This window comes from Planococcus antarcticus DSM 14505, from assembly GCF_001687565.2.
Taxonomy (GTDB): Bacteria; Bacillota; Bacilli; order Bacillales_A; family Planococcaceae; genus Planococcus; species Planococcus antarcticus.
Genome location: NZ_CP016534.2, coordinates 1,701,230 through 1,724,818 on the forward strand (window position 1 = coordinate 1,701,230; position 23,589 = coordinate 1,724,818).

Here is a 23,589-nt window from a genome sequence, read left to right on the forward strand (position 1 = left end):
ATTCCAAGAGGGATGTGTTTTCTTATAGCTTGTAAAAATATGATTTTAACAGTTTCACTGTTTATTTTTGTGCTGACCTACTTCCTAGCTCTTTGGACAAGCTGTGCGGTTACACCTGTCCATGCTACACGTAGTCTTGCGCTTTTCTTGTCTTATGCATGAAATAACTGTAGGATATTAAGTATATGGAATAAATATTCATTCAAGGGGGAACACCATGAACAAGGGACAACGTCACATTAAAATACGTGATCTCATTTCGAATCGTGAAATTGAAACGCAAGATGAACTGGTAGACTTGCTGAAGTCAGCTGGGTACGAAGTGACACAAGCCACTGTATCGCGTGATATAAAGGAATTGCATTTAGTGAAAGTTCCACTGCAGGACGGACGCTATAAATACAGCTTACCTGCGGATCAGCGATTTAATCCAATGCAGAAACTGCATCGTGCGTTGACAGATGCTTTTGTCAGCATTGACGGTGCCAGCCATTTTCTGGTCATGAAAACATTGCCGGGCAATGCCCATGCAATCGGATCGCTGATTGACCATTTAGACTGGGAAGAGATTCTTGGTACCATATGCGGAGATGATACTTGCCTAATTATTTGCAGAGATACCGAACATCGTGAAATTCTAAGACAGCGTTTAATCGAAATGCTTTAAAAAGAGGTGAACGGAAATGCTTCGGGAATTGGACATACGTAATTTTGCTATTATCGATGCACTAACTGTCAGCTTTTCTGAAGGGCTGACTGTTTTGACAGGAGAAACCGGTGCTGGAAAATCCATCATCATTGATGCTGTCCATCTTTTGGCTGGTGGACGTGGAAGTCAGGAGTTTATTCGGCATGGTGCCAAAAAAGCAGAAATTGAAGGATTGTTTTCATTGGAAGACGAGCAGCATCCGGTATTTCGCAGATTAGAGGAATTCGGCATTTCTTGGAGTGATGGCGATATTTTGTTGCGCCGAGAATTGAACGACAAAGGAAAAAATGTCTGCCGCATCAATGGCAAGCTGGTGACCATCTCCATTTTGAGAGAGGTTGGCGCTTCGCTAATCGATATTCATGGGCAGCATGAGACGCAAGAATTGATGGATGAAAAACAGCATCTCCACCTATTAGATCAATTTGCTGGAAAGAGTCTAACTAAGTCAAAAGAAAGCTATACCCACACATTCGATAAGTATACAAAATTAAAACGTGAATTTTCTTCTTATACAGAAAACGAACAACAAATCGCACAGCGCATTGATTTGCTGACGTTCCAGCTACAGGAAATCGAAGCGGCGGAATTAGTTCTCGGCGAAGAAGAAGAGCTGGTTCAAGAACGAAAAAAGTTGCAAAATTTCAATAAGATTTACGAATCGATTTCAGCAGCACACGAAGCGATCCAGGGCGAAAGCAAAGGTTTGGACTGGATCGGCTCAGCCATGTCTGAACTTGAACACGCCGCATCGGTAGATGAAACCTTCACTGGTTCTTCTGAAACCCTGTCTAGTGCTTTTTATTTAATTCAAGACACAGGAACGGAAATCAAACGAATTTTAGACGATATGGAATTTGATCCTGCCCGTTTAAATGATATCGAGCAGCGCTTGGCCGTCATTCAATCTCTAAAAAGAAAATATGGTGCTTCCGTTGAAGACATTTTACTGTATCATGAGAAGCAGACAGATGAATTGGATAAATTGGTCAACCGTGATCAACGCTATCAGCTGGATCAGGAAAAGTTAAAGGAGTTAACTGAAGACTTGCGTGTCGAAGCGGAAGAACTGACCATTCTTCGCCGAAAAGCCGCCAAAAGCCTAGGCAAGGCTATCATGGAACAATTACAGGAATTACATATGGCAAAAGCATCTTTTGAAGTGAATTTTTCTGTATTGCCAAATAGCCGTTTCGACCGGAATGGCCATGATGCGATTTCTTTTTACATCTCGACAAATCTTGGTGAGCCACTGAAACCTTTAACCAAAGTGGCATCAGGTGGGGAATTGTCCCGTATGATGCTGGCGTTGAAAACTATTTTTTCCAAGCACCAAGGCATTACGTCCATTATTTTTGATGAAGTGGATACTGGCGTCAGCGGACGGGTAGCGCAAGCGATTGCTGAGAAGATAGCGGCCATATCGGTCCATTCCCAGGTGCTGTGCATCTCGCATCTGCCTCAAGTTGCTGCTATGGCAGACCAGCATTTATTTATTGAGAAAAAAGTAGACAAACAACGTACCACCACAGCAGTCACAGAACTGGATGGACGTGAACGAACCGAAGAAATGAGCCGAATGCTGTCAGGCGCAGAAATAACAGATCTTACCCTTCAGCATGCGGAAGAATTGCTGTCGCTTGCAGCGGACCGGAAACTATTGATGAAATAAGTTACTGAGACAGTCGTGGAAAAAGGAAATCCCGTTGTCTGTCCCAGCGTCTATAAGAGTCAGTCATCAAGGAGAGAGTCGAATGGACAAAATAAAAATCGCAATTGCAGATGATAATCGCGAATTGGTCGGACTGATGAAAGATTATTTAAATGCACAACCCAATATGGAAGTGGTGGATGTTGCCTATAACGGCAAGACCTGCATCGAGATGCTGCAAAACCTGTCTGTCGATATTTTGTTGCTGGACATCATCATGCCTTATCTGGACGGCATAGCCGTGCTAGATGCCATCAAGGAAAATGGGGACTTGCGGGAGATAGACGTCATCATGCTGTCTGCGTTCGGACAGGAATCGATTATGAGCCAGGCGGCTGATTACGGTGCATCTTACTTCATCATGAAGCCTTTTGAAGCCGACCGATTGGCTGTGCAAATCAATCATATTATGAATACGAGGAATAGGTCGGATCAACCGAACAGCCGGTTGACGAAAGAGGACCGAATTACCAATATAGTCAAAGATATCGGAATACCACCGCATTTGAAGGGCTATAACTATCTAAAGGAAGCGGTATCGCTCGTTTTGGAGCAGCCCGAAATTCTCAATAAAGTCACTAAAGTACTGTATCCACGCATTGCCACAAAGTTTGACACGACCTCGACTCGTGTTGAGAGATCGATTCGGCATGCAATCGAACAGGTCTGGAATCGCCATGAAACCGTGGATCACATCTCCAAAATCTTTGGTTACAGCGTGGCTCATCTGGAATCAAAACCAACCAATTCTGAGTTCATTGCAATGGTAGCGGATAGCCTGCAACTGGAAATGCGTGATAAATCAAATCTACAGAATTTCAAAAAACTTTCTAATCGCTGAAATCGCGAAAAGAAAGTTTTTTTTGCGTTCTAAAAGAATATCAGCAGGCTAAAAAGCTTACCACCTCAAGCTTTTTAGCCTGCTAAAGAAAAGAAGGGATTTTTGTGGCAGAGATTTTCGAATTTTGTGTGAAGGAATAGTGTTTAGGAGTGGCGAAATAAAGGAAAAGGTTAAGACGTTAAGACAAGACGTCATTTTTTTGGACAGAAGAAAACAGACACCATTATTGGTGCGAAAACCGACAAATTCAGCAGAGCGAAAAGAGGCGAGCGTAATTGCAATTAATTAGACAAATTGATGATTACTTTTTGGGCAATGGCGAAGGGACTGTCGTTGACCGGCTATATTTTTACGGTGTTAATTGCTCCGCTATTCTCATTGCGTTTTCTACCATGTTGTCTTTGTAGCGAAACAGATAGTATGCCTATAGATTATATAACCGATGAGATCACAGCTCATCGGTTTTTTTATGGGAAAATTAATTGTATTTCAAGAGTGCAAAAACAGGTAGTCACTCGTCGCTCCGACAGCTTTACAAAAAAAGGTAGAATTTCTGTGTCAGTTGTCAAATGTACTCAGTTAGATAAGAGGAATAGTAGAAAAGTAGAGAGCTCAAAAATTTTTGCTATAGTGGTACTTAATGCTCCTATGCTAGTAGAGGATAAAAGAAAATAGGACTGAGCAAGTTTGGCTATGAAAAAAGATTAAATATTACTGAATGCCTTTAATGAGTATGCCTGTATCGGAATCGGAATTGTTAAAATCTTGGATAGCTTGAAGAATTCAAATGGCAACAAATCAATTTAGGACCCGGATAACATTGCAATTGCAGAAGGTGCGGGGAAAGTGGAAGGTCTGGAATATGTTCAAGCGATGTCGGAACATTCGATAGATATCAAACATAAAACGACCCATCAAAAAAAGTCTTATCTTGATTTGGATGGATAAGGAATTCATGGCCAAAACCAAATAGATTTCACTGGATTATGACTTAATGTCAAAAAGGATTCGCCGTAAATGCTTGAGTGATGGAAACTGTGCAAATAAATCAAGTGGGCGATCATCATAATTCTATATGAAATCTGTAAGACAAGAGGATCAGACGTGTTACAAAGGCTTTGAGTGTGCAGTAAGAATAGGAATTGATTTAGAGTAACTTCTCTGAATAAATTGCATTCGAATCCTGCAATTTGTCGAATAAACTTGTTTTCAACTTTAAATGTAGTTATTTACATAAGGAATTATTCGAAAAATTCAAAACCTGTGACAAGAAAAAATAGTGACTACACTGAAGAAAACGGCAAAGCTTTTACTTGAAGGCTGGAAATGTTAAAATGGGGAGATAAATTATAAATCCGACAGCAACAAAAGCATATGCAAAACCCGCTTTGTTTGATTGGCGGATTTCAGAAATGGAAGAGGATGGTTTTATTGTCTGAAGTCAAAGTGTATGCACACCGTGGCGCTTCAGGATATGCATTGGAAAATACATGGAACGCTTTTTTCAAAGCGTGTGAATTGGGTGTTGGCATCGAGCTCGACGTACAGATTACAAAAGACGGAGTTGTAGTGGTTTATCACGATGGTAACTTACGGCGGCTGACAGGTTTAAACGCGGGCATCGAAACGCTTGCTTATGAAGAAGTAAAGGAATTGCGGATTGGCAGAAAATGGTTGCGCAGTTTTCACCACCATCAAATGCCGTTGGCTTATGAGGTGTTTCAATGGGCAAAAAGAAAGAGAATCCCATTAAATGTCGAGTTAAAAGAATCGTTTGCGAAAAATCCGAAAGGACCTCAGATTCTTGCCGCCATGCTGGAGGGAATGGAGGATGTCCACTTGTCTTCATTCAACCCCAAACTGCTCAGTGAAATGAAAATGTTGATGCCTTCAACGGAAATGGCTTTAATCATTAAAAAGAATGTTCAGCTGTCCCGTCTTAAAGAAATGGACTGGGTGGACAGCATCCATCTCCATAAGCGATTTCTTGCCAAGTCGGACTGGAAGGATATCTGCAAGCTGAACAAGAAAGTCCGACTATACGGAGTACTTGGATCGGAATCTCTGATAGATCGGCTCGATCCGCAGACGGTTGGTATCATTACAAACTATCCGGATCGTGTAAAAAGAAAAATTGCGTCTACCCTTATTGGGTAGGCGCAATTTTTTATTTCTGAAATCTTTTCGAAACGTTTCCTTTTTTACGATCGCGGTTCAACAGAAATCCTGCAAAAAAACCGATTCCGACAACCACGAAAAGCGTGCCGAGTGTAAATTGGAGCCAAAGAGCCGGATAGGGCTCAAGCAATTTGTTGAACAAAGTATCGCGCATCAACTTGATGCCATACGCAGCCATAATCCCAGGAATCAGCAAAATGATGAATGCCAATAAACGAGCCATATTCCCACATCCTTCATCACCTATTGTTTCTAATTAAGTTAAAGTTGTCAAGAAAACCTTCTTGATGTACGCTTAAAACATTCTTGCAATTACTTGCAAAAATTCAGGTGAAAGGGTGAATCAATTTGCAAAATGTATTGATTATAGGAGGCGGAATCGGGGGCTCTGCTATTTTAAACACTCTATTGGAATCCGATTATCTACATGTGTCCGGTGTGGTTGACTTGGACCTTGCAGCAACAGCAATCCTGACCGCGATATCACACAGTATTCCGGTTGCAGAAGATTACCTGAACTTTAGCAAAACAGACATTGACATCGTTTTTAATGTGACCGGCAGCGATTCCCTTCACCAGGAACTACGAGAATATTTCTTGAAAAAGACCGTCATCATTCCTGGAAGTCTGGCCAACGTAATTGTCCGACTATTAGAAGAGAAAGAACATTTTATCAATCAGCTCAGCAAAGAAAGTCACCGAGAGAAAATTATTTTCAATTCAATAGAAGAAGGTATGATTGGCATCGACAATACTAGTCATATTACTTTTATCAACAAAAGTGCAGCAAGGATGCTAGAAGTGAAAGTAGATGAAACCATCGGCAGGCACATTCACGAGTTTATCTCCCTGAGTGAATTGCCGAGAATCTATGAAACTGGGCGAATTGAACTGAACAGGGAACTGGAGCTTAAAAATGGATCGAAAATTGTCACTTCCCGTTTCCCGATGATAGACGATAATGGAGAAACGATCGGAGCATTTGCGGTGTTTAAAGATATCACTGAAGTGGTATCGCTAGCTGAAGAGATCACAGATCTGAAGGAAATTCAGACGATGTTGGAAGCCATTATCCAATCGAGTGACGATGCGATTTCAGTGGTTGATGAAAAAGGCAATGGCCTACTTGTCAATCCAGCGTATACGCGAATTACCGGCCTGCAGATGGATGATGTCATCGGTCAGCCTGCATCAGCGGATATATCTGAAGGAGAAAGCATGCACTTAAAGGCGCTGCAGACCCGGAAGCCGGTGCGTGGAGTCAATTTGAAAGTCGGGCCGTCGAACCGCGAAGTAATCGTCAATGTCGCGCCGATCATCGTCGACAATAAATTAAAAGGCAGTGTCGGCGTTATCCATGACACGACCGAAATTCGTTCTCTCATGAAAGAGCTTGACCGTGCCCGCAGCATTATCCGGACCTTGGAATCCAAGTACACCTTTGATGACATTATCGGCTTATCGTCCGAAATGCAATTGTCTCTCCAACAGGCGAAACTGGCTGCACAGACTTTGGTCACCGTGCTGTTGCGAGGTGAATCCGGTACCGGCAAAGAGCTTTTTGCACATGCCATCCACAGCGCTAGCGAACGGAAATTCAACAAATTTGTGCGCGTCAGCTGCGCTGCACTTTCCGAAGAACTGCTGGAAAGTGAGCTTTTTGGCTACGAAGAAGGAGTAATACCAGGTATTAAAACCGGAGAAAAACGAGGGCTGTTTGAAGAAGCAAACAACGGCAGCATTTTTTTGGACGAAATCGGCGAATTATCGTCTGCCATGCAAAGCAAATTATTGCGTGTGTTGCAAGAACACGAAACCTTACGCATTGGTGGCAGTAAACCGATTCCTGTCAACGTCCGAGTTATTGCTTCGACAAATGCTAATATGGAAAAAGCCTTGCTGGATGGTAAATTTCGTGAAGACCTCTATTACCGTTTGAATCGGATGCCGATTCTAATCCCGCCATTACGTAACCGCAAGCAGGATATACCAAGAATCGTTGAACGGCTGTTATTGAAATTGAATCAAGAATATGGTCGCAGCGTAAACTCCATTTCTGATAAAGCTCTTCAGTATTTGCGTGTTTATGACTGGCCTGGCAACGTTAGGGAACTGGAGAATGTGCTCAGCCGCTCCATGATTTTCATGCAAATGAATGACAGACAATTGACTGAAGAGCACATCCCTCTAAATATGCTCCGCGTTGCAGAAGCGAAAAATGAAGTGGTCATTCCGTCCTCTGCCTCCTTACAGGAGCAACTGGACACAGTTGAACGGGGAATTCTGCACCGCGCTTTAAAGCAATCTAGCGGTAATAAATCGAAGACAGCAAAGCAGATGGAAATCTCTTTGAGGACACTCTATTACAAATTAGAAAAATACGGACTAATGTAACTGGTTTTGCAACTTTTTGCAGGGTTTTGCAATTAATTGCAATGTTTTGGGGGTGTAAATCCAAATAAAACGCTTTCATCCCTTATATATGACTATCTGTTCTGTTTTAATTAAGAAGAATGAGGTGAGCAGTTATGGCCACATTAAATCATTTAATCGAAAATGTTCCGAACGGTTCCGAACACACAGTGGCAGTTGCCGTTGCTACCGATTTGGCCGTTTTGGAAGCTATTAGTATGGCTGTCAGCCGGAAAATGGCGTGTTTTCGCCTGTACGACGACGAACCATCAATCACAATAATGCTACGAGAACATTTCCCGCAGCTGCTCGATCATCCTGATGTTCTGATCCATCATGTCAGCAGTGTAGAAATGGCAGCTGAGAGAGCGGTGAAATCCGTGTTCATGAACGAATCTGATATTTTGATGAAAGGTCAGATTGCAACGGCGGTGCTGTTGAAAGCGGTATTGAATCCCAATTATGGCTTAAGAACCGGGTCGGTCATGTCCCATATTGCCGCTTTTGAAGTCCCTGGTTTTGATAGGCTAATATTTGTGACAGATGCAGGCATGAACATCAGTCCTGATTTACCTCAAAAAGTACAAATTATCCAAAATGCTGTTCAGATCGCACGTTCAGTCGGCGTTGAAAGGCCAATTGTTGCGCCTTTAGCAGGAGTGGAAGTAATCAATCCAAACATGCAGGCTACTCTTGACGCTGCGGCATTGACGGCGATGAATCAGCGTGGCCAAATTAAGGATTGTATCGTGGACGGGCCATTTGCCCTGGACAATGCCATATCCGTAGATGCGGCCAAACACAAACAAATAGCGGGCGACAATGCCGGCAAAGCCGATATCCTACTTGTTCCAACTATTGAATCTGGCAATATCCTATATAAATCACTGGTCTTTTTTTCAAATGCAAAAGTCGGCAGTATCATCGCTGGTGCGAAAGCGCCGATTGTCTTGTCATCACGTGCTGACAGTGCCGAAAGTAAACTATATTCATTGGCTTTGGCGATTTGCTCATCGCTAACTTTAGGAACATATATTAGGGGGAATTAGCAATGGAAATTTTCAACAGAATGGAACAACACGATTACGAACAATTAATTTTTTGCCAAGATAAAAACTCAGGGCTGAAAGCCATTATTTGTATCCACGACACTACGCTTGGACCGGCACTTGGCGGCACACGCATGTGGAATTATGCAACTGAAGAAGAAGCAGTTGAAGACGCAATCCGCCTTGGACGCGGAATGACATATAAAAACGCTGCAGCCGGACTGAACCTTGGGGGCGGAAAAACGGTTATTATCGGCGATCCACTGAAAGACAAGAACGAAGAGATGTTCCGTGCATTCGGACGTTTCATTCAAGGATTGAACGGGCGCTATATTACTGCTGAGGACGTTGGAACAACAGTGGCAGATATGGACTTGATCCACGAAGAAACGGATTACGTAACAGGCATATCACCAGCCTTCGGTTCTTCAGGCAATCCATCACCAGTCACTGCGTACGGCGCGTATATCGGCATGAAAGCTGCCGCTTTAGAAGCATTCGGCGATGACTCCTTGGAAGGCAAGACAGTAGCTGTACAGGGCGTTGGCAACGTGGCATACCCACTTTGTGAATATCTTCATAAAGAAGGCGCAAAATTGATCGTGACGGATATTAATCAGGAAGCGGTGCAACGTGCAGTCCAAGCATTCGGTGCAATAGCTGTCGCACCAAATGACATCTACTCACAGGAAGCGGATATTTTTGCTCCATGTGCAATGGGCGCTATCATTAACGATGAAACGATTCCACAATTGAAAGTAAAAGTGGTTGCCGGTTCAGCCAACAATCAATTGAAGGAGTCTCACCACGGAGATGAGCTTGAAGCACGCGGCATCGTATATGCTCCTGATTTTGTTATTAACTCCGGTGGCGTCATCAACGTTGCAGATGAATTATACGGCTACAACAACGAACGTGCGATGAAGCGCGTTGAAACAATCTACGACAGCATTACAAAAATCTTTGAAATCTCGAAACGCGATAATGTGCCGAGCTATATTGCTGCAGACCGCATGGCTGAAGAGCGCATCGAACGCGTCCGTAAGTCAAGATCTCAATTCTTAAGAAACGAACATAATATCTTAAGCAGAAGATAAACAAAGACCAGCAGGTGAGACATTCATTTTCACCTGCTGTTTTTATCTGAAATAGGATCGTTTCTATATGAGGTGAACCAAAGAAATCAGCTTTTACCCATCGTTTTATGTAATCAATGCTTCTCACAATAGATAGAAGAATAGGGGGATCGATGTGCAAAAACAGCTGAATCGTATTCTAGTCATTAACCCTGCCACGACTTCGACTAAAATCGGCGTTTTTGACAACGATATCCTAATTATGGAAAAGACCATTCATCATTCACCAAAAAATTTAGGTGGATATTCAAGTATTTCCGACCAAAACGTCTTTAGAAAGAACAGCATTCTTGAAGCTTTGGACGAAGAAGGCATGAATGTTTCCAATTTGGCTGCGGTCTGTGGAAGAGGCGGTTTGCTTCGGCCTATCGAAGGTGGAACTTATGCAGTTAACGACGAGATGATGAAAGATTTGCGAGAAGGGTATTCAGGGCAGCACGCTTCTAATTTGGGAGGCATTATTGCCTTTGAAATTGCGGCTGGCTTGAATATTCCTTCGTTCATCGTCGATCCTGTAGTCATTGATGAAATGGAGCCGATTGCGCGGATATCTGGCTTTTCTTTGATTGAGCGAAAGTCCATTTTCCATGCCCTCAATCAAAAAGCGGTCGCTCGGCGATACGTTAAAAAAACTGGGCGCTCATACGAAGATGTCAGCTTGGTCGTTGCTCATATGGGTAGTGGCATCACAGTCGGAGTCCATGAGGGCGGCCGCGTCATCGATGTCAATAATGGTTTGAACGGTGATGGTCCGTTCAGTCCTGAACGTGCTGGAACTGTACCAGCTGGTGATTTGGTGGACTTATGCTTTTCTGGACAATTCAGCCGACATGAAGTCATGAAGAAACTGGTGAGGCAAGGCGGACTGTTTGCCTACCTGGAAACGAATGATGTAGTAAAGGTGGAACAACGCATTTTGAAAGGCGATAAAAAAGCAGAATTGATTTATCAGGCAATGGCTTATCAAGTCGCCCGAGAAATCGGAGCCGCCAGCGCTGTTTTGAAAGGCCGCGTTGATGCCATCATTCTGACTGGGGGACTCGCTCACGGTAAAGATTTTGTAGAAGCAATTACCGAGCGTGTCAGCTGGATTGCTGATGTAGAGATCCAGCCGGGTGAAAATGAACTCCAAGCTTTGGCCGAGGGTGCTGTGCGTGTATTGAATGGAGAAGAACAAGTTAAAACGTATCTGTTTTAATAGGTGCGAAAAACTTCAATCAGTTGAGGGTATAAATATTTTTACTGCAAGTTGAAGCAGAAAGAAGGAGGACAAATCTATGGCTCAAAATTATGATGTCGTCATTTTAGGCGGCGGAACGGGTGGTTACGTAGCTGCAATTCGCTCTGCACAGCTGGGTTTGAAGACAGCAATCGTCGAAAGAGGCGAACTTGGCGGTACTTGCTTACATAGAGGCTGCATTCCAAGTAAAGCGTTGCTTCGCAGTGCAGAAGTATTCGCAACGACCAAAAATCACGCGGCTGATTTTGGTGTTCAAACGGGTGAAGTTTCATTGGATTTTGCACGTGTTCAGGAACGTAAACAAGGAATTGTCGATCAATTGCACGCAGGTGTGCAGGGGTTGATGAAAAAAGGTAAGATCGACGTCTATGAAGGTATCGGCCGAATTTTGGGACCGTCTATCTTCTCGCCAAACGCCGGAACCATTTCTGTTGAAATGAAAAATGGAGAAGAGAATGAAATGCTAATTCCGAACAATGTCATCATCGCCACCGGATCACGCCCGCGCACTCTGCCAGGCTTGACGGTTGATGGCGAATTTGTCATGAGTTCAGACGAGGCTTTGAAAATGGAAAGCTTGCCAAAATCGATTTTGATTGTCGGCGGCGGTGTTATCGGAATCGAATGGGCATCAATGCTCAATGATTTTGGCGTCGATGTGACAGTTATTGAATATGCAGACCGTATCATTCCGACGGAAGATAAAGATATATCCAAGGAAATGCTAAAGCTACTGAAGAAAAAAGGCGTCACTTTTGCGACAAGTGCGAAAGTGATGGCGGATACATTGGAAACAGGCGAAAATGGTGTGACGGTTCAAGCAGAAATTAATGGTAAAAACGAAAGTTTTTCTGCGGAAAAAATGCTGATTTCTGTCGGACGTCAAGCGAATGTCGAAAACATCGGCATTGAAAATACGGATATTATTGTCGAAAAAGGCTTTGTTCAAGTAAAAAAAACCTTCCAGACAAAAGAATCACATATATACGCAATTGGTGATGTAATTGGTGGCTTACAATTGGCGCACGTTGCTTCACACGAAGGCATTACGGCCATCGAGCATATTAAAGGCAATAACCCACATGCCATCGATTACGATCTAGTGTCGCGCTGCGTTTATTCCAATCCGGAAGCAGCAAGCGTTGGTATTACAGAAGAACAGGCGAAAGAGAATGGCCACGATGTTAAAGTGGGCAAGTTTTCTTTTAAAGCCATCGGTAAAGCATTGGTGTACGGTGAATCTGATGGTTTTGTCAAAATTATCGCAGACAAAAAAACAAACGATATTCTTGGCGTTCACATGATCGGACCGCATGTTACGGATATGATATCCGAAGCTGGCCTGGCAATGGTATTGGACGCAACTCCATGGGAAATTGCTGAAACGATTCATCCCCATCCAACGCTTTCAGAGGTTATGGGCGAAGCAGCATTGGCAGTTGATGGCAAAGCAATTCATAGTTAAAGGAGGAAAAAATTAATGGCTTCTAAACATGAAGAAATTGGCTTAACAAATGATGATTTATTGAGAATGTACGAAACAATGTTGATGGCACGCCGTGTGGATGAACGCATGTGGCTATTGAACCGTGCCGGAAAAATTCCTTTCGTGATTTCATGTCAGGGTCAAGAGGCAGCTCAGGTTGGCGCTGCTTTTGCTCTTGATAACACAAAGGACTATATCGCACCTTATTATCGGGATATCGGGGTGGTCCTTCACTTCGGAATGACGGCAAAAGATTTGATGCTATCAGCTTTCGCTAAAGCGGAAGATCCAAACTCCGGTGGTCGCCAAATGCCTGGTCATTTCGGTCAAAAAAGCAACCGCATCCTGACTGGATCTTCACCCGTTACAACACAATTGCCACACGCAGTGGGTGTCGCTTTAGCAGGGAAGATGAAGAAAAAAGATTTCATCACGTTTACTACTCTTGGTGAAGGATCTTCTAACCAAGGTGATTTCCACGAAGGCATGAACTTTGCCGGCGTTCATAAATTACCTGTTATCATTATGGTTGAAAACAATAAATACGCAATTTCCGTACCAGTTGAACGTCAACTAGCTTGTAAGAATGTTTCGGATCGTGCAATTGGTTACGGTATGCCAGGTGTAACGATTGATGGCAATGACCCAATCGAAGTGTACAAACATGTTAAAGAAGCTGCTGACCGTGCACGTCGCGGGGAAGGCCCGAGCCTAATCGAAACCGTTTCTGAACGAATGACTGCTCACTCTTCAGATGATGACCATCGACAATACCGTTCAGCGGACGAATTAGCAGCACAAAAATCGACAGATCCAATTTTGACATTTGGTGCTTATTTAAAAGAAAACAATATTATGACAGATGAAATTGAAAAAGAAATTAATGATCGCATTATGGTGATCGTCAATGAAGCGACTGATTATGCAGAAGAAGCTCCATACGCAGAACCAGAAGATGCAATGAAATATGTCTATGCCGAAGAAGGAGGAGACGAATAATGGCGATTATGTCTTATATTGATGCCATCACGCTTGCCATGAAAGAAGAAATGGAACGTGACGAAAACGTCTTTGTTCTCGGAGAAGATGTCGGTAAAAAAGGCGGTGTCTTTAAAGCGACACAAGGTCTTTACGATCAATTTGGTGAAGACCGCGTCTTAGATACACCACTAGCAGAATCGGCAATTGCCGGTGTTGGAATTGGTGCAGCGATGTATGGGTTGCGCCCGATTGCAGAAATGCAGTTTGCGGACTTCATTATGCCAGCCATCAACCAGATTATTTCAGAAGCATCTCGAATCCGTTACCGTTCAAATAACGATTGGTCATGTCCGATTGTTTTCCGTGCACCATTTGGCGGCGGCGTACACGGCGCTCTTTATCACTCCCAGTCTGTAGAAGCGATCTTCGCGAACCAGCCTGGTTTAAAAATCGTCATTCCGTCAACACCATACGATGCTAAAGGCCTCTTGAAGGCAGCAATCCGCGATGAAGATCCTGTTATGTTCTTTGAACACAAACGCGCTTACCGCCTGATCAAAGGCGAAGTGCCAGAAGAAGATTATACGATTGAAATCGGCAAAGCGGACGTCAAACGCGAAGGCGAAGACATCACCGTCATCACCTACGGTTTAGCAGTTCACTTTGCATTGCAGGCTGCAGAACGCCTGGCGGAAGATGGGATCTCTGCGCACATCCTTGATTTACGTACAATCTATCCACTCGACAAAGAAGGCATCATCGAAGCCGCTAAGAAAACCGGCAAAGTGCTACTGGTCACAGAAGATAATAAAGAAGGAAGCATCATCGGAGAAGTGGCAGCAATCATCGCTGAAAACTGCCTGTTCGATTTGGATGCCCCAATCAAACGTCTTGCTGGGCCTGATATTCCGTCAATGGCCTACGCACCGACCATGGAGAAATTCTTCATGATCAACCCAGACAAAGTAGAAAAAGCAATGAGAGAACTAGCGGAGTTTTAAAAAGAAAAGCGGAAGCGCCTGTGTAGATTTGACGGGCATAAGACGCACCGGCGAAGCGGCGTTCTTTGCCGCATAGCCGGAGTGGCTTATGACCCTAGAATCTGGGCGCTGAAGCTAGACAAAAAGAAAAGCGTAAGCGCCCGTGTAGATTTGACGGGCATAAGACGCACCGGCGAAGCGGCGTTCTTTGCCGCATAGCCGGAGTGGCTTATGACCCTAGAATCTGGGCGCTGAAGCTAGACAAAAAGAAAAGCGGAACCGGCCGCACAGCTCTGACAGGCGTAAGACGTTTTGGCAAAGCGGCGCTCTTTGCCGCACAGCCAGAACGACTTACGACCCGAGGAGTTGGCCGGTGAAGCTGGACAAAGAAAAGCGGAACCGACGTTTTTTCAATAAAATAGAACCATCAAGTAAAGGAGGAACTCCCTTGGCTATTGAAAACATTAAAATGCCTCAGCTGGGCGAAAGTGTTACAGAAGGAACCATTGAAAAATGGCTCGTTCAGCCAGGCGATCATGTCAACAAATACGATCCGCTTGCTGAAGTGAATACAGACAAAGTGACTGCGGAAGTACCTTCATCATTCACTGGAACAATCAAGGAACTGCTTGCTTCAGAAGGTGAAACTTTGGCGGTCGGCGAAATTGTCTGCACCATCGAAACCGAAGGCGGCGACGCTGCACCTGCAGAAGAAGCTAAGCCTACCAGTGGAGACAAAGAGACCGAAATGCCGGCAGCCGGCGCGAAGCCTACGGAAAAACTGGAAGGGACGGAAGGATCTTCCCAGCCTGTCAAACCATCTGGTTCGAAAGGTCGATACTCGCCTGCAGTACTCCGTTTAGCTCAGGATAACGATATTGACCTGACCCAAGTGGAAGGTTCAGGGAACGAAGGGCGCATCACCCGCAAAGATTTGATGGCGTTAATCGACAGTGGCAACATTCCGAAGGTCGGAGACGCTCCAGCAGCTCAGGCTCAGACTCCGCAGAAAGAGCAGCCGGCGGCACAACCTGCATCTGCCCAAGAAGCTCCAAAAGCCGCTCCTGCAGCAATCGAAAGTGCACCTGGTGATATTGAAATTCCGGTCACTGGTGTCCGCAAAGCGATTGCTGCAAATATGCTGAAGAGCAAACACGAAGCACCGCATGCATGGATGATGATTGAAGTGGACGTTACCAACCTGGTCCAATACCGTGATTCCATCAAAGGCGATTTTAAGAAAAAAGAAGGTTTCAATATTACGTATTTTGCTTTCTTCGTCAAAGCCGTTTCACAAGCTTTAAAAGAATTCCCGATGATGAACTCAATGTGGGCTGGAGATAAAATCATTCAGAAAAAAGATATCAACATTTCCATCGCCGTCGCTTCGGATAGTGCATTGTTTGTTCCGGTCATCAGAAATTCTGATGAAAAATCAGTTAAAGGCATCGGTAAAGAAGTTAACGAACTGGCAATGAAAGCACGTTCAGGTAAAATAAAGTCAGCTGACATGCAGGGTGGAACGTTTACTGTTAACAATACCGGATCGTTCGGTTCTGTTCAGTCGATGGGCATTATCAATCATCCACAAGCAGCCATTATGCAAGTAGAATCAATCGTCAAACGTCCAGTCATTATGGATAACGGCATGATTGCTGCACGCGACATGGTTAACCTTTGCCTATCGCTCGATCACCGTGTGCTTGATGGTCTTGTCTGCGGTCAATTCCTGGCTCGTGTCAAAGAAATCCTAGAAAATATGTCAAAAGAAAATACATCTGTTTATTAAGAAAAGCTGGAGTCTTTGGACTCCAAGCTTTTTTTTCTTTAATGTCGGCGTCTAGTGGGGTAAAATAAAGATAGATAGCCTTTGAGGAGGGAATAGTTTGACAATCGAGTCGATGAAAAAAACGAAATTTCCAACACGTACATACAGTGAATGGCAACAAGCAGCTGAAAAAGCGATTAAAGGCAAGCTCTTCGAAGAAACTTTGAAAACGCCTACAATTGAAGATGTGAAACTTGAACCTCTGTATACCAAAAATATGCTGGATCAATTAGGCAGCTATATCCCGGCACAAGTAGCTGCGATTCAGCATGGCAAGCATCAGCCAAGTTGGCTCGTTTCTCAAGAAGTGATCGCGGATTCTGCACAGGAATACCTGGCGTTAATGAAAGACGATATTCTCCGTGGAAATGAAACCATTGTCTATACAGGCTTCCGTAAATTTGAATGGACAGACGAGCAATTGAATGAACTAGCAGGATTGATTGTTCAATATCCTCTTTACTTTAAATTGGTCAGCGAAGATCAGAGCATTTTGCGGGTATTCGATTTTGTAGCGCCAGAGCAGTTGGATCAAGTACAAGGCGTTATTTTTTCTGAAGAAGCAATCGATGCGCCAAAACATGTTCGCACTCGCTTAGTCGATACCATTCCCATACATCATGCCGGGGGAACTGCAGTGCATGAACTAGGGGTCGCGCTTAGCATCCTATCGGAACGGATGGAGGATGCTGAATTTTTAGAAGCCGCTAAAAATACATGGATTCGTTTTGCAGTAGATACGCAATTTTTTCAGGAAATCGCCAAGCTGCGGGCATTCCGTGTTTTGTGGCAGGTTTTCAGTTCCGCATACGGACAAGAAGCGCCGACGATTCCGCTCTTTACCGAGACATCCGTCCGTTCTTACTCGAAACTAGATCCTTATGTGAACCTGTTGCGTGCAGGAAATTCTACATTTGCAGCAGTACTCGGCGGAACCGATGCGCACACCGTTCACCCGCATGATTTCCTGACAAGACCAGATCTGTCGAGTCGACGCATCGCCCGCAATGTTCAACTGGTTATCAAAGAAGAAGCGCACGTGTCGCACGTAGTCGATCCTTCAGCGGGATCTTACTTTATCGAAACCTTGACGAAAGAATACGTAGAGGCAGCATGGAGCTACTTCTTGGAGATTGAAGAAGCAGGAGGGTATTCTGAGGTCATTAAATCAGGGTGGCTAACAGACGATATTCAAGCTAAATGGATCGAACGAGAAAACAACGTGGCAACGCGTAAACAATCGTTGATAGGCACCAATATATACGCCAACCCACAAGAACCGGTCAAAGACTCGAAAATCGACGAAGGCCACTTGGAATATATGACCGCGAAAAGGCTGGCAACACCGTTTGAGAAACTTCGGGCACAAAGCAGAGTGACCGACTTAAAAACTGCCATTGTTCTGATTGAACCGCTGAAAAAAATCAAAGCACAAGTTGATTTTGTTTCTGGATTTCTAGCAGTTGGTGGAATTGAATCACTGACTAGTCCACATTTGGCAAAGGCTAAAGAAATCAATCGATTCCTCGCTGACGAAAGCATTGATTATGCGGTACTGTGTGGATCTAAAGAAGCTGTTGCAGCTATTGTTCGAGGATTGGATACCAAGGCAAGCATCGACCTTGCAGGCAAGTACCCGAAAGAGCAGCTCGCTGAATGGGAAAATTACGGTATCAAGGACACATTATATTCCGGTCAGCAAATCACTGCAAAACTGGAGAAAATTCTCGCTCTAGGAAAGGAGGCGCTCTAATGGCTAAACCCGATTTTTCCAAAGTAAAGCTAGATCAATTGGCTAGGGCTTCCCAACCGGTTCAGCAACAAAGCCCCTTTACCACGAATGAAGGTATTGATATTAAACCGATTTATACGCAGCAAGACATTGATTTCCTCGAAGAAAGCATGCCCGGATTTGCACCGAATATGCGCGGACCTTACCCGACCATGTACGTTTCGCGTCCTTGGACCGTGCGCCAGTATGCGGGATTTTCGACAGCAGAAGAAAGCAATGCTTTTTACCGTCGAAATTTAGCAATGGGGCAAAAAGGTTTATCCGTTGCTTTTGACTTGGCAACACACCGTGGCTATGATTCGGATCATGAGCGAGTGGTCGGTGATGTAGGAAAGGCTGGTGTTGCCATTGATAGCGTTGAAGACATGAAGATCCTATTTGACGGCATTCCACTGGACCAGATGTCCGTATCGATGACAATGAATGGTGCAGTAGTGCCGATCATGGCATTTTTTATCGTCGCGGCGGAAGAACAAGGCGTTTTGCCTGACCAACTGGCCGGGACCATCCAAAATGACATTTTAAAAGAATACATGGTTCGCAATACGTATATTTATCCGCCCGCTATGTCAATGCAAATCATTGCGGATATTTTTAAATACACGTCCGATCATATGCCGAAATTCAATTCGATTTCGATTTCCGGCTATCATATTCAAGAAGCGGGAGCGACAGCAGATCTTGAATTGGCCTATACGCTTGCAGATGGACTTGAATATGTCCGTACTGGGCTTGCAGCGGGCATCGACATCGATCACTTTGCACCGCGCCTGTCCTTTTTCTGGGGCATCGGCATGAATTACTTCATGGAAGTAGCAAAAATGCGCGCCGGACGTGAAATTTGGGCAAAAATGATGAAAACCTTCGATCCGAAAAATGACAAAGCCTTAGCGCTGCGGACGCATTCTCAGACATCGGGATGGAGTTTGACCGAGCAAGATCCGTTCAATAATGTCACTCGGACGTTGATTGAAGCGAATGCGGCGGCTATGGGTCATACACAATCGCTCCATACTAACGCACTTGATGAAGCCATTGCTTTGCCAACCGATTTTTCTGCACGGATTGCGCGCAATACGCAATTATTCCTCCAGGAAGAAACCATGATGACCAATGTCATCGATCCATGGGGAGGCTCGTACTATGTCGAGACGTTAACCAAAGAGTTGATGGAAAAAGCTTGGGATCTAATTGAAGAAGTCGAAGAACTAGGTGGAATGGCAAAAGCCATCGAAACCGGGTTGCCGAAAATGCGTATTGAGGAAGCTGCGGCGAAAAAGCAGGCACAGATCGATTCCAATGAAGAAGTGATTATCGGTGTTAACCGTTATCGCCTTGATCAAGAAGATCCAATTGATATTCTTAATATCGATAATACCATGGTCCGCAAAACCCAGATCGAGCGGCTGGACCGCATGAAAGCCGGACGTGACAACGGGAAAGTGGCGGAAGCACTAGACGCATTGACAGAAGCTGCGAAAAGCGGGGAGAATAATATTCTGGCTTGTGCTATCGAAGCAGCACGGCACCGTGCATCACTTGGTGAAATCTCCGATGCGATTGAAAAAGCATCCGGAAGACATAAGGCAGTGATTCGTTCAGTGAGTGGAGTTTATAGTTCAAACTTCTCGAATCAGCAGGAAATGGAAATTGTTAAAGAAATGACAGAAGACTTTATTGAAAATGAAGGCCGTCGTCCGCGTATTTTAATTGCTAAAATGGGACAGGACGGGCATGACCGCGGAGCGAAAGTGATCGCGACTGCGTTTGCCGATTTGGGCTTTGATGTCGACATCGGACCGTTGTTCCAGACACCGGCTGAAACGGCTCAACAGGCAGCGGAAAATGATGTCCATGTAATTGGAGTCAGCTCACTGGCAGCGGGGCATATGACATTGGTGCCGGACCTAAAAGCAGAGCTATCGAAAATTGGCCGAGAGGATATTCTTATTGTGGTCGGCGGAGTCATACCAGCACAGGATTATGAATTCCTTCGCAATAACGGAGCCAGCGCGATCTTTGGTCCCGGAACAGTGATACCGGTAGCGGCGCAAAAAGTCATTGAAGAAATCTATGTGCGCCTTGGTTACGAGGAAGTGGCAGACTGATGAGCCGTGAAAAAATATCGAGGCGTGTAATGGAAGGCGTTCATGAAACACATGATGGCATGAAGGCCTTGCCGCGGAAAAAATTCAAGAAGCCGGCTGAAGAAATCTTGGACATTCAGACCATTGCAGAAGGAGTTCGGCGTGGATCACGGCTATATTTGGGGAAAGCGATCACGTTGCTTGAAAGTTCAAATCCCGATCATAAACAGAACGGCCAGGAATTGCTGAACCAATTGCTGCCATTCACCGGCAACAGTATCCGCATTGGCATTACCGGTGTTCCAGGAGCGGGAAAAAGCACATTTATCGAAACTTTCGGCGAAACGTTAACAGAGCTTGGGCACCGGGTTGCTGTTTTGGCGATCGATCCGAGTTCCTCGCTCACCGGCGGCAGTATCCTTGGAGACAAGACACGTATGGAGCAACTGGCACGGAATCCGAATGCGTTTATTCGTCCCTCGCCTACAGCCGGAACGCTCGGCGGGGTTCATAAAAAGACGCGTGAAACGATGCTGCTGTGTGAAGCGGCCGGATACGATGTTATTTTGGTGGAAACGGTCGGTGTTGGTCAAAGTGAAACATTGGTGCGGGGTATGGTCGACATGTTCTTACTGCTGGTGTTGACTGGTGCAGGAGACGAACTGCAGGGCATGAAAAAAGGGATATTGGAATTGGCGGATGCCATCGTTGTTCACAAAGCGGACGGAGAAAATGTGCGCCTGTCGAAAAAGACGGTTGCGGAATACAAGCAGATGCTGCATTTTCTGCAGCCGGCAACTGAAGGCTGGACAACCCGTCCAGTTGCTGCTTCTTCTCTTGAAAGCACCGGCATTCCAGATGTTTGGGAAATGGTACAGGAATTCGAAACAGCGGTGAAAAACAGTGGCTACTGGAAAAAGCGCCGCCAGGAACAGACTAAAGACTGGTTCCGCTCGATGATTACAGACGAGTTGCACAGCCGCTTTTTTGATGATGCAGAACGGCGGCAACTGGTCAAAACATTGGAAAAACTAGTGCTGAATGATGAACTCACTGTGGCGCAGGCAATTGCCCGCCTTTTTGAGTAAGCTTTTTTGCAAGTGGGTTGAACACCTGCTATGATTAAAGAAGTAATGATAAGGAGTGATATTTGATGAGCATGGATTTTAACTTTCTGATGAATGATATAGCTACACAAGCCCGTCAAGAATTGATAGACGGGGGATATACACAGCTTGAATCAGCTGAATCGGTAAATGAAGCCTTTTCACAAAAAGGCACGAGCCTTGTAATGGTTAACTCTGTATGCGGATGTGCAGGCGGCATTGCACGCCCAGCTGCTTTGCATTCGATCCATTACGACAAACGCCCGGACAACCTGTACACAGTTTTCGCTGGACAGGATAAAGAAGCAACAGCTCAGGCACGCGCAATTTTTGGTGACGATCATTTACCATCTTCGCCATCATTTGTCTTTTTAAAAGATGGAAAAATGGTTGACGAAATTGGACGCCATGAAATTGAAGGCCATGATCCAATGTCTGTTATTACTCATATCCAAGCGATATTCGAACAGCATTGCGACGAAGTTTAAGAAAAGATGTCTCTTTTGGAGGCATCTTTTTCATTTCAAAATTTGGAGGGAACAATGAAGCTAAATTTGAAGCCTTATTCTATTGGTTACCGCACGATGAAAACTGCATTGGGTGTAGCAATCGCGATTTATATCGCTCAATTGCTGCAGCTCGACTACTATGTATCTGCTGGAATCTTGACCATCCTGTGCATACAACCGACAAAGAAAAAGTCGATTCGTGCAGCCTTTTCCCGTTTTATCGCCAGCTTGATTGGGATCTTATATGCCTTTATCTTTTTTGAAGGAATCGCTTATCACCCGATCGTGATCGGTATCCTCATTGTCCTCTTTATTCCACTTCTAGTGACATTGCGGTTTCAGGATGGTTTTGTATCTAGTTCAGTTATTCTACTCCATTTGTACGATGCTAAAAATCTGGATTTTGATTTGCTGACAAACGAATTAATTTTGATGATGGTAGGTTTCGGTACAGCGCTGGCAGTCAATATGTACATGCCAAGCATTGAGAAAAAGCTAGCAAACTACCGTCATGAAATTGAAAATATGTACGCGGCCATTTTTCGAGAAATCGTCGTTTATTTGCGTGAAGGAGAATCGGCCTGGAGTGGCAAAGAACTGATGGATGCCCGAAAATTGCTAGAGAAGGCAAAGGCTTTGGCTTATCAGGATGTTGAAAACCATATTACACGCCATGACAACAAATACTATCATTATTTTGAAATGCGTGAGCAGCAGCTTGAAATCATTGAACGCATTTTGCCGAAAATCACTGCGTTACCAGTTATAGTAGACCAGACAGATCTGGTGGCCGACTTTTTGGAAGACTTATCAGAACACGTTCATTCAGGCAATACGGCGTATCGGTATATTTCGAAACTGGACAAAGTTAAAGAGAATTTTGCAGCTTTGCCCTTACCCGATCACCACGAAAAATTTCTAGCCATGGCCGAACTATACCAAGTCATTCATGAAATGGAATCCTATCTGGAGATCAAACAAGCCTACAAAGGATTTAATACAAGAAAAGCGGAAGCGCCCGAGTAGCTCTGCCGGGCATAAGGCGAACCAGCGAAGTGGCGTTCTTTGCCACACAGCTGGGTTGACTTGTAACCCAAAGAGCTGGGCGCTGGAGTCTGGACAATGAAGAAAAGCGGAAGCGCCCGAGTAGCTCTGCCGGGCATAAGGCGAACCAGCGAAGTGGCGTTCTTTGCCACACAGCTGGGTTGACTTGTGACCCAAAGAGCTGGGCGCTGGAGTCTGGACAATGAAGAAAAGCGGAAGCGCCCGAGTAGCTTGATGGAACTCCGCGAAATGGCTAGCAAAAATAGTCCAACGTAAAAACAGCAGAAGCCTCAAGGCTTCTGCTGTTTTTACGAATCCATTAAATTACAAAGCTCAAGCCGAACATCAAACTTGATAAAAGCATGATGCCAATCATTGCGTATACGATAAACTTGCGGAAAGCCGCATTTCTCATTAGTGGTAAACTCCTTTGTCAATCAAATATCTATGTGCGAATCATAACATATTTTCCTTGAGAGTTGAAGAGACAAGCTGTCTGT

Annotated in this window: 19 protein-coding genes; 17 read left to right on the forward strand and 2 right to left on the reverse strand. The window is 44.5% G+C overall.

Going from position 1 to position 23,589, the window contains the following annotated elements:
• Positions 1 to 217 precede the first annotated feature (217 nt).
• From ahrC to BBH88_RS08515, 4 genes are all read left to right on the forward strand, one after another.
• Positions 218 to 667, forward strand: coding sequence for a transcriptional regulator AhrC/ArgR (gene ahrC / locus BBH88_RS08495; protein WP_006830434.1), 450 nt, complete (start codon positions 218 to 220; stop codon positions 665 to 667).
• 16 nt (positions 668 to 683) lie between these two features.
• Positions 684 to 2,381, forward strand: a complete 1,698-nt coding sequence (gene recN, locus BBH88_RS08500) for a DNA repair protein RecN (protein ID WP_006830433.1) — start codon at positions 684 to 686, stop codon at positions 2,379 to 2,381.
• 82 nt (positions 2,382 to 2,463) lie between these two features.
• Positions 2,464 to 3,261 (forward strand): sporulation transcription factor Spo0A, encoded by a 798-nt coding sequence (gene spo0A / locus BBH88_RS08505; RefSeq protein ID WP_006830432.1) that lies wholly within the window; start codon positions 2,464 to 2,466, stop codon positions 3,259 to 3,261.
• A gap of 1,422 nt (positions 3,262 to 4,683) precedes the next feature.
• Positions 4,684 to 5,418, forward strand: coding sequence for a glycerophosphodiester phosphodiesterase (locus tag BBH88_RS08515; RefSeq protein WP_065536953.1), 735 nt, complete (start codon positions 4,684 to 4,686; stop codon positions 5,416 to 5,418).
• A 10-nt stretch (positions 5,419 to 5,428) separates the two neighbouring features.
• Here BBH88_RS08515 and BBH88_RS08520 read toward each other — a convergent pair whose 3' ends face one another.
• Complete coding sequence (locus BBH88_RS08520; protein ID WP_006830430.1) at positions 5,429 to 5,662, reverse strand: DUF2627 domain-containing protein; 234 nt, start codon at positions 5,660 to 5,662, stop codon at positions 5,429 to 5,431.
• A gap of 125 nt (positions 5,663 to 5,787) precedes the next feature.
• Between BBH88_RS08520 and BBH88_RS08525 the strand changes: the two genes are divergently transcribed.
• The 13 genes from BBH88_RS08525 to BBH88_RS08585 all read left to right on the forward strand — a co-directional run bounded on the left by BBH88_RS08525 (position 5,788) and on the right by BBH88_RS08585 (position 23,071).
• Positions 5,788 to 7,833 (forward strand): sigma-54 interaction domain-containing protein, encoded by a 2,046-nt coding sequence (locus BBH88_RS08525; RefSeq protein ID WP_006830429.1) that lies wholly within the window; start codon positions 5,788 to 5,790, stop codon positions 7,831 to 7,833.
• A gap of 134 nt (positions 7,834 to 7,967) precedes the next feature.
• Positions 7,968 to 8,900, forward strand: coding sequence for a phosphate butyryltransferase (gene yqiS, locus BBH88_RS08530; protein ID WP_006830428.1), 933 nt, complete (start codon positions 7,968 to 7,970; stop codon positions 8,898 to 8,900).
• Positions 8,901 to 8,902: 2 nt separating this feature from the next.
• The gene (locus BBH88_RS08535) at positions 8,903 to 9,997 is read left to right on the forward strand and encodes a Leu/Phe/Val dehydrogenase (RefSeq protein ID WP_006830427.1); all 1,095 of its coding nucleotides are present in this window, start codon (positions 8,903 to 8,905) and stop codon (positions 9,995 to 9,997) included.
• Between the two features lie 154 nt (positions 9,998 to 10,151).
• Positions 10,152 to 11,234 (forward strand): butyrate kinase, encoded by a 1,083-nt coding sequence (gene buk / locus BBH88_RS08540; RefSeq protein WP_006830426.1) that lies wholly within the window; start codon positions 10,152 to 10,154, stop codon positions 11,232 to 11,234.
• Positions 11,235 to 11,313: 79 nt separating this feature from the next.
• On the forward strand, positions 11,314 to 12,741 hold the full coding sequence (gene lpdA, locus BBH88_RS08545) for a dihydrolipoyl dehydrogenase (RefSeq protein ID WP_006830425.1): 1,428 nt from the start codon (positions 11,314 to 11,316) through the stop codon (positions 12,739 to 12,741).
• A gap of 15 nt (positions 12,742 to 12,756) precedes the next feature.
• The gene (locus tag BBH88_RS08550) at positions 12,757 to 13,761 is read left to right on the forward strand and encodes a thiamine pyrophosphate-dependent dehydrogenase E1 component subunit alpha (RefSeq protein ID WP_006830424.1); all 1,005 of its coding nucleotides are present in this window, start codon (positions 12,757 to 12,759) and stop codon (positions 13,759 to 13,761) included.
• Positions 13,761 to 14,744: an alpha-ketoacid dehydrogenase subunit beta gene (locus BBH88_RS08555; protein ID WP_006830423.1), complete on the forward strand. Its 984-nt coding sequence runs from the start codon at positions 13,761 to 13,763 to the stop codon at positions 14,742 to 14,744. Before BBH88_RS08550 ends, BBH88_RS08555 begins: the two co-directional genes overlap by 1 nt.
• Before the next feature lie 427 nt (positions 14,745 to 15,171).
• Positions 15,172 to 16,512 carry a dihydrolipoamide acetyltransferase family protein gene (locus tag BBH88_RS08560; RefSeq protein ID WP_006831454.1) on the forward strand — a complete coding sequence of 447 codons (1,341 nt, stop codon included), beginning with the start codon at positions 15,172 to 15,174 and terminating at the stop codon, positions 16,510 to 16,512.
• 97 nt (positions 16,513 to 16,609) lie between these two features.
• Entirely contained in the window at positions 16,610 to 18,304 is a 1,695-nt protein-coding gene (locus tag BBH88_RS08565; RefSeq protein ID WP_006831453.1) for a methylmalonyl-CoA mutase family protein, read from the forward strand.
• On the forward strand, positions 18,304 to 20,451 hold the full coding sequence (scpA, locus tag BBH88_RS08570; protein ID WP_006831452.1) for a methylmalonyl-CoA mutase: 2,148 nt from the start codon (positions 18,304 to 18,306) through the stop codon (positions 20,449 to 20,451). The genes BBH88_RS08565 and scpA overlap by 1 nt, the downstream gene beginning before the upstream one ends.
• A complete protein-coding gene (meaB, locus tag BBH88_RS08575; RefSeq protein ID WP_006831451.1) occupies positions 20,451 to 21,518 on the forward strand; it encodes a methylmalonyl Co-A mutase-associated GTPase MeaB in 1,068 nt (355 codons plus the stop codon). Before scpA ends, meaB begins: the two co-directional genes overlap by 1 nt.
• A gap of 65 nt (positions 21,519 to 21,583) precedes the next feature.
• Complete coding sequence (locus BBH88_RS08580) at positions 21,584 to 22,024, forward strand: BrxA/BrxB family bacilliredoxin (RefSeq protein ID WP_006831450.1); 441 nt, start codon at positions 21,584 to 21,586, stop codon at positions 22,022 to 22,024.
• A 54-nt stretch (positions 22,025 to 22,078) separates the two neighbouring features.
• Complete coding sequence (locus BBH88_RS08585; RefSeq protein ID WP_006831449.1) at positions 22,079 to 23,071, forward strand: aromatic acid exporter family protein; 993 nt, start codon at positions 22,079 to 22,081, stop codon at positions 23,069 to 23,071.
• Between the two features lie 337 nt (positions 23,072 to 23,408).
• Here BBH88_RS08585 and prli42 read toward each other — a convergent pair whose 3' ends face one another.
• On the reverse strand, positions 23,409 to 23,504 hold the full coding sequence (prli42, locus tag BBH88_RS19175; protein WP_154669138.1) for a stressosome-associated protein Prli42: 96 nt from the start codon (positions 23,502 to 23,504) through the stop codon (positions 23,409 to 23,411).
• Positions 23,505 to 23,589 lie beyond the last annotated feature (85 nt).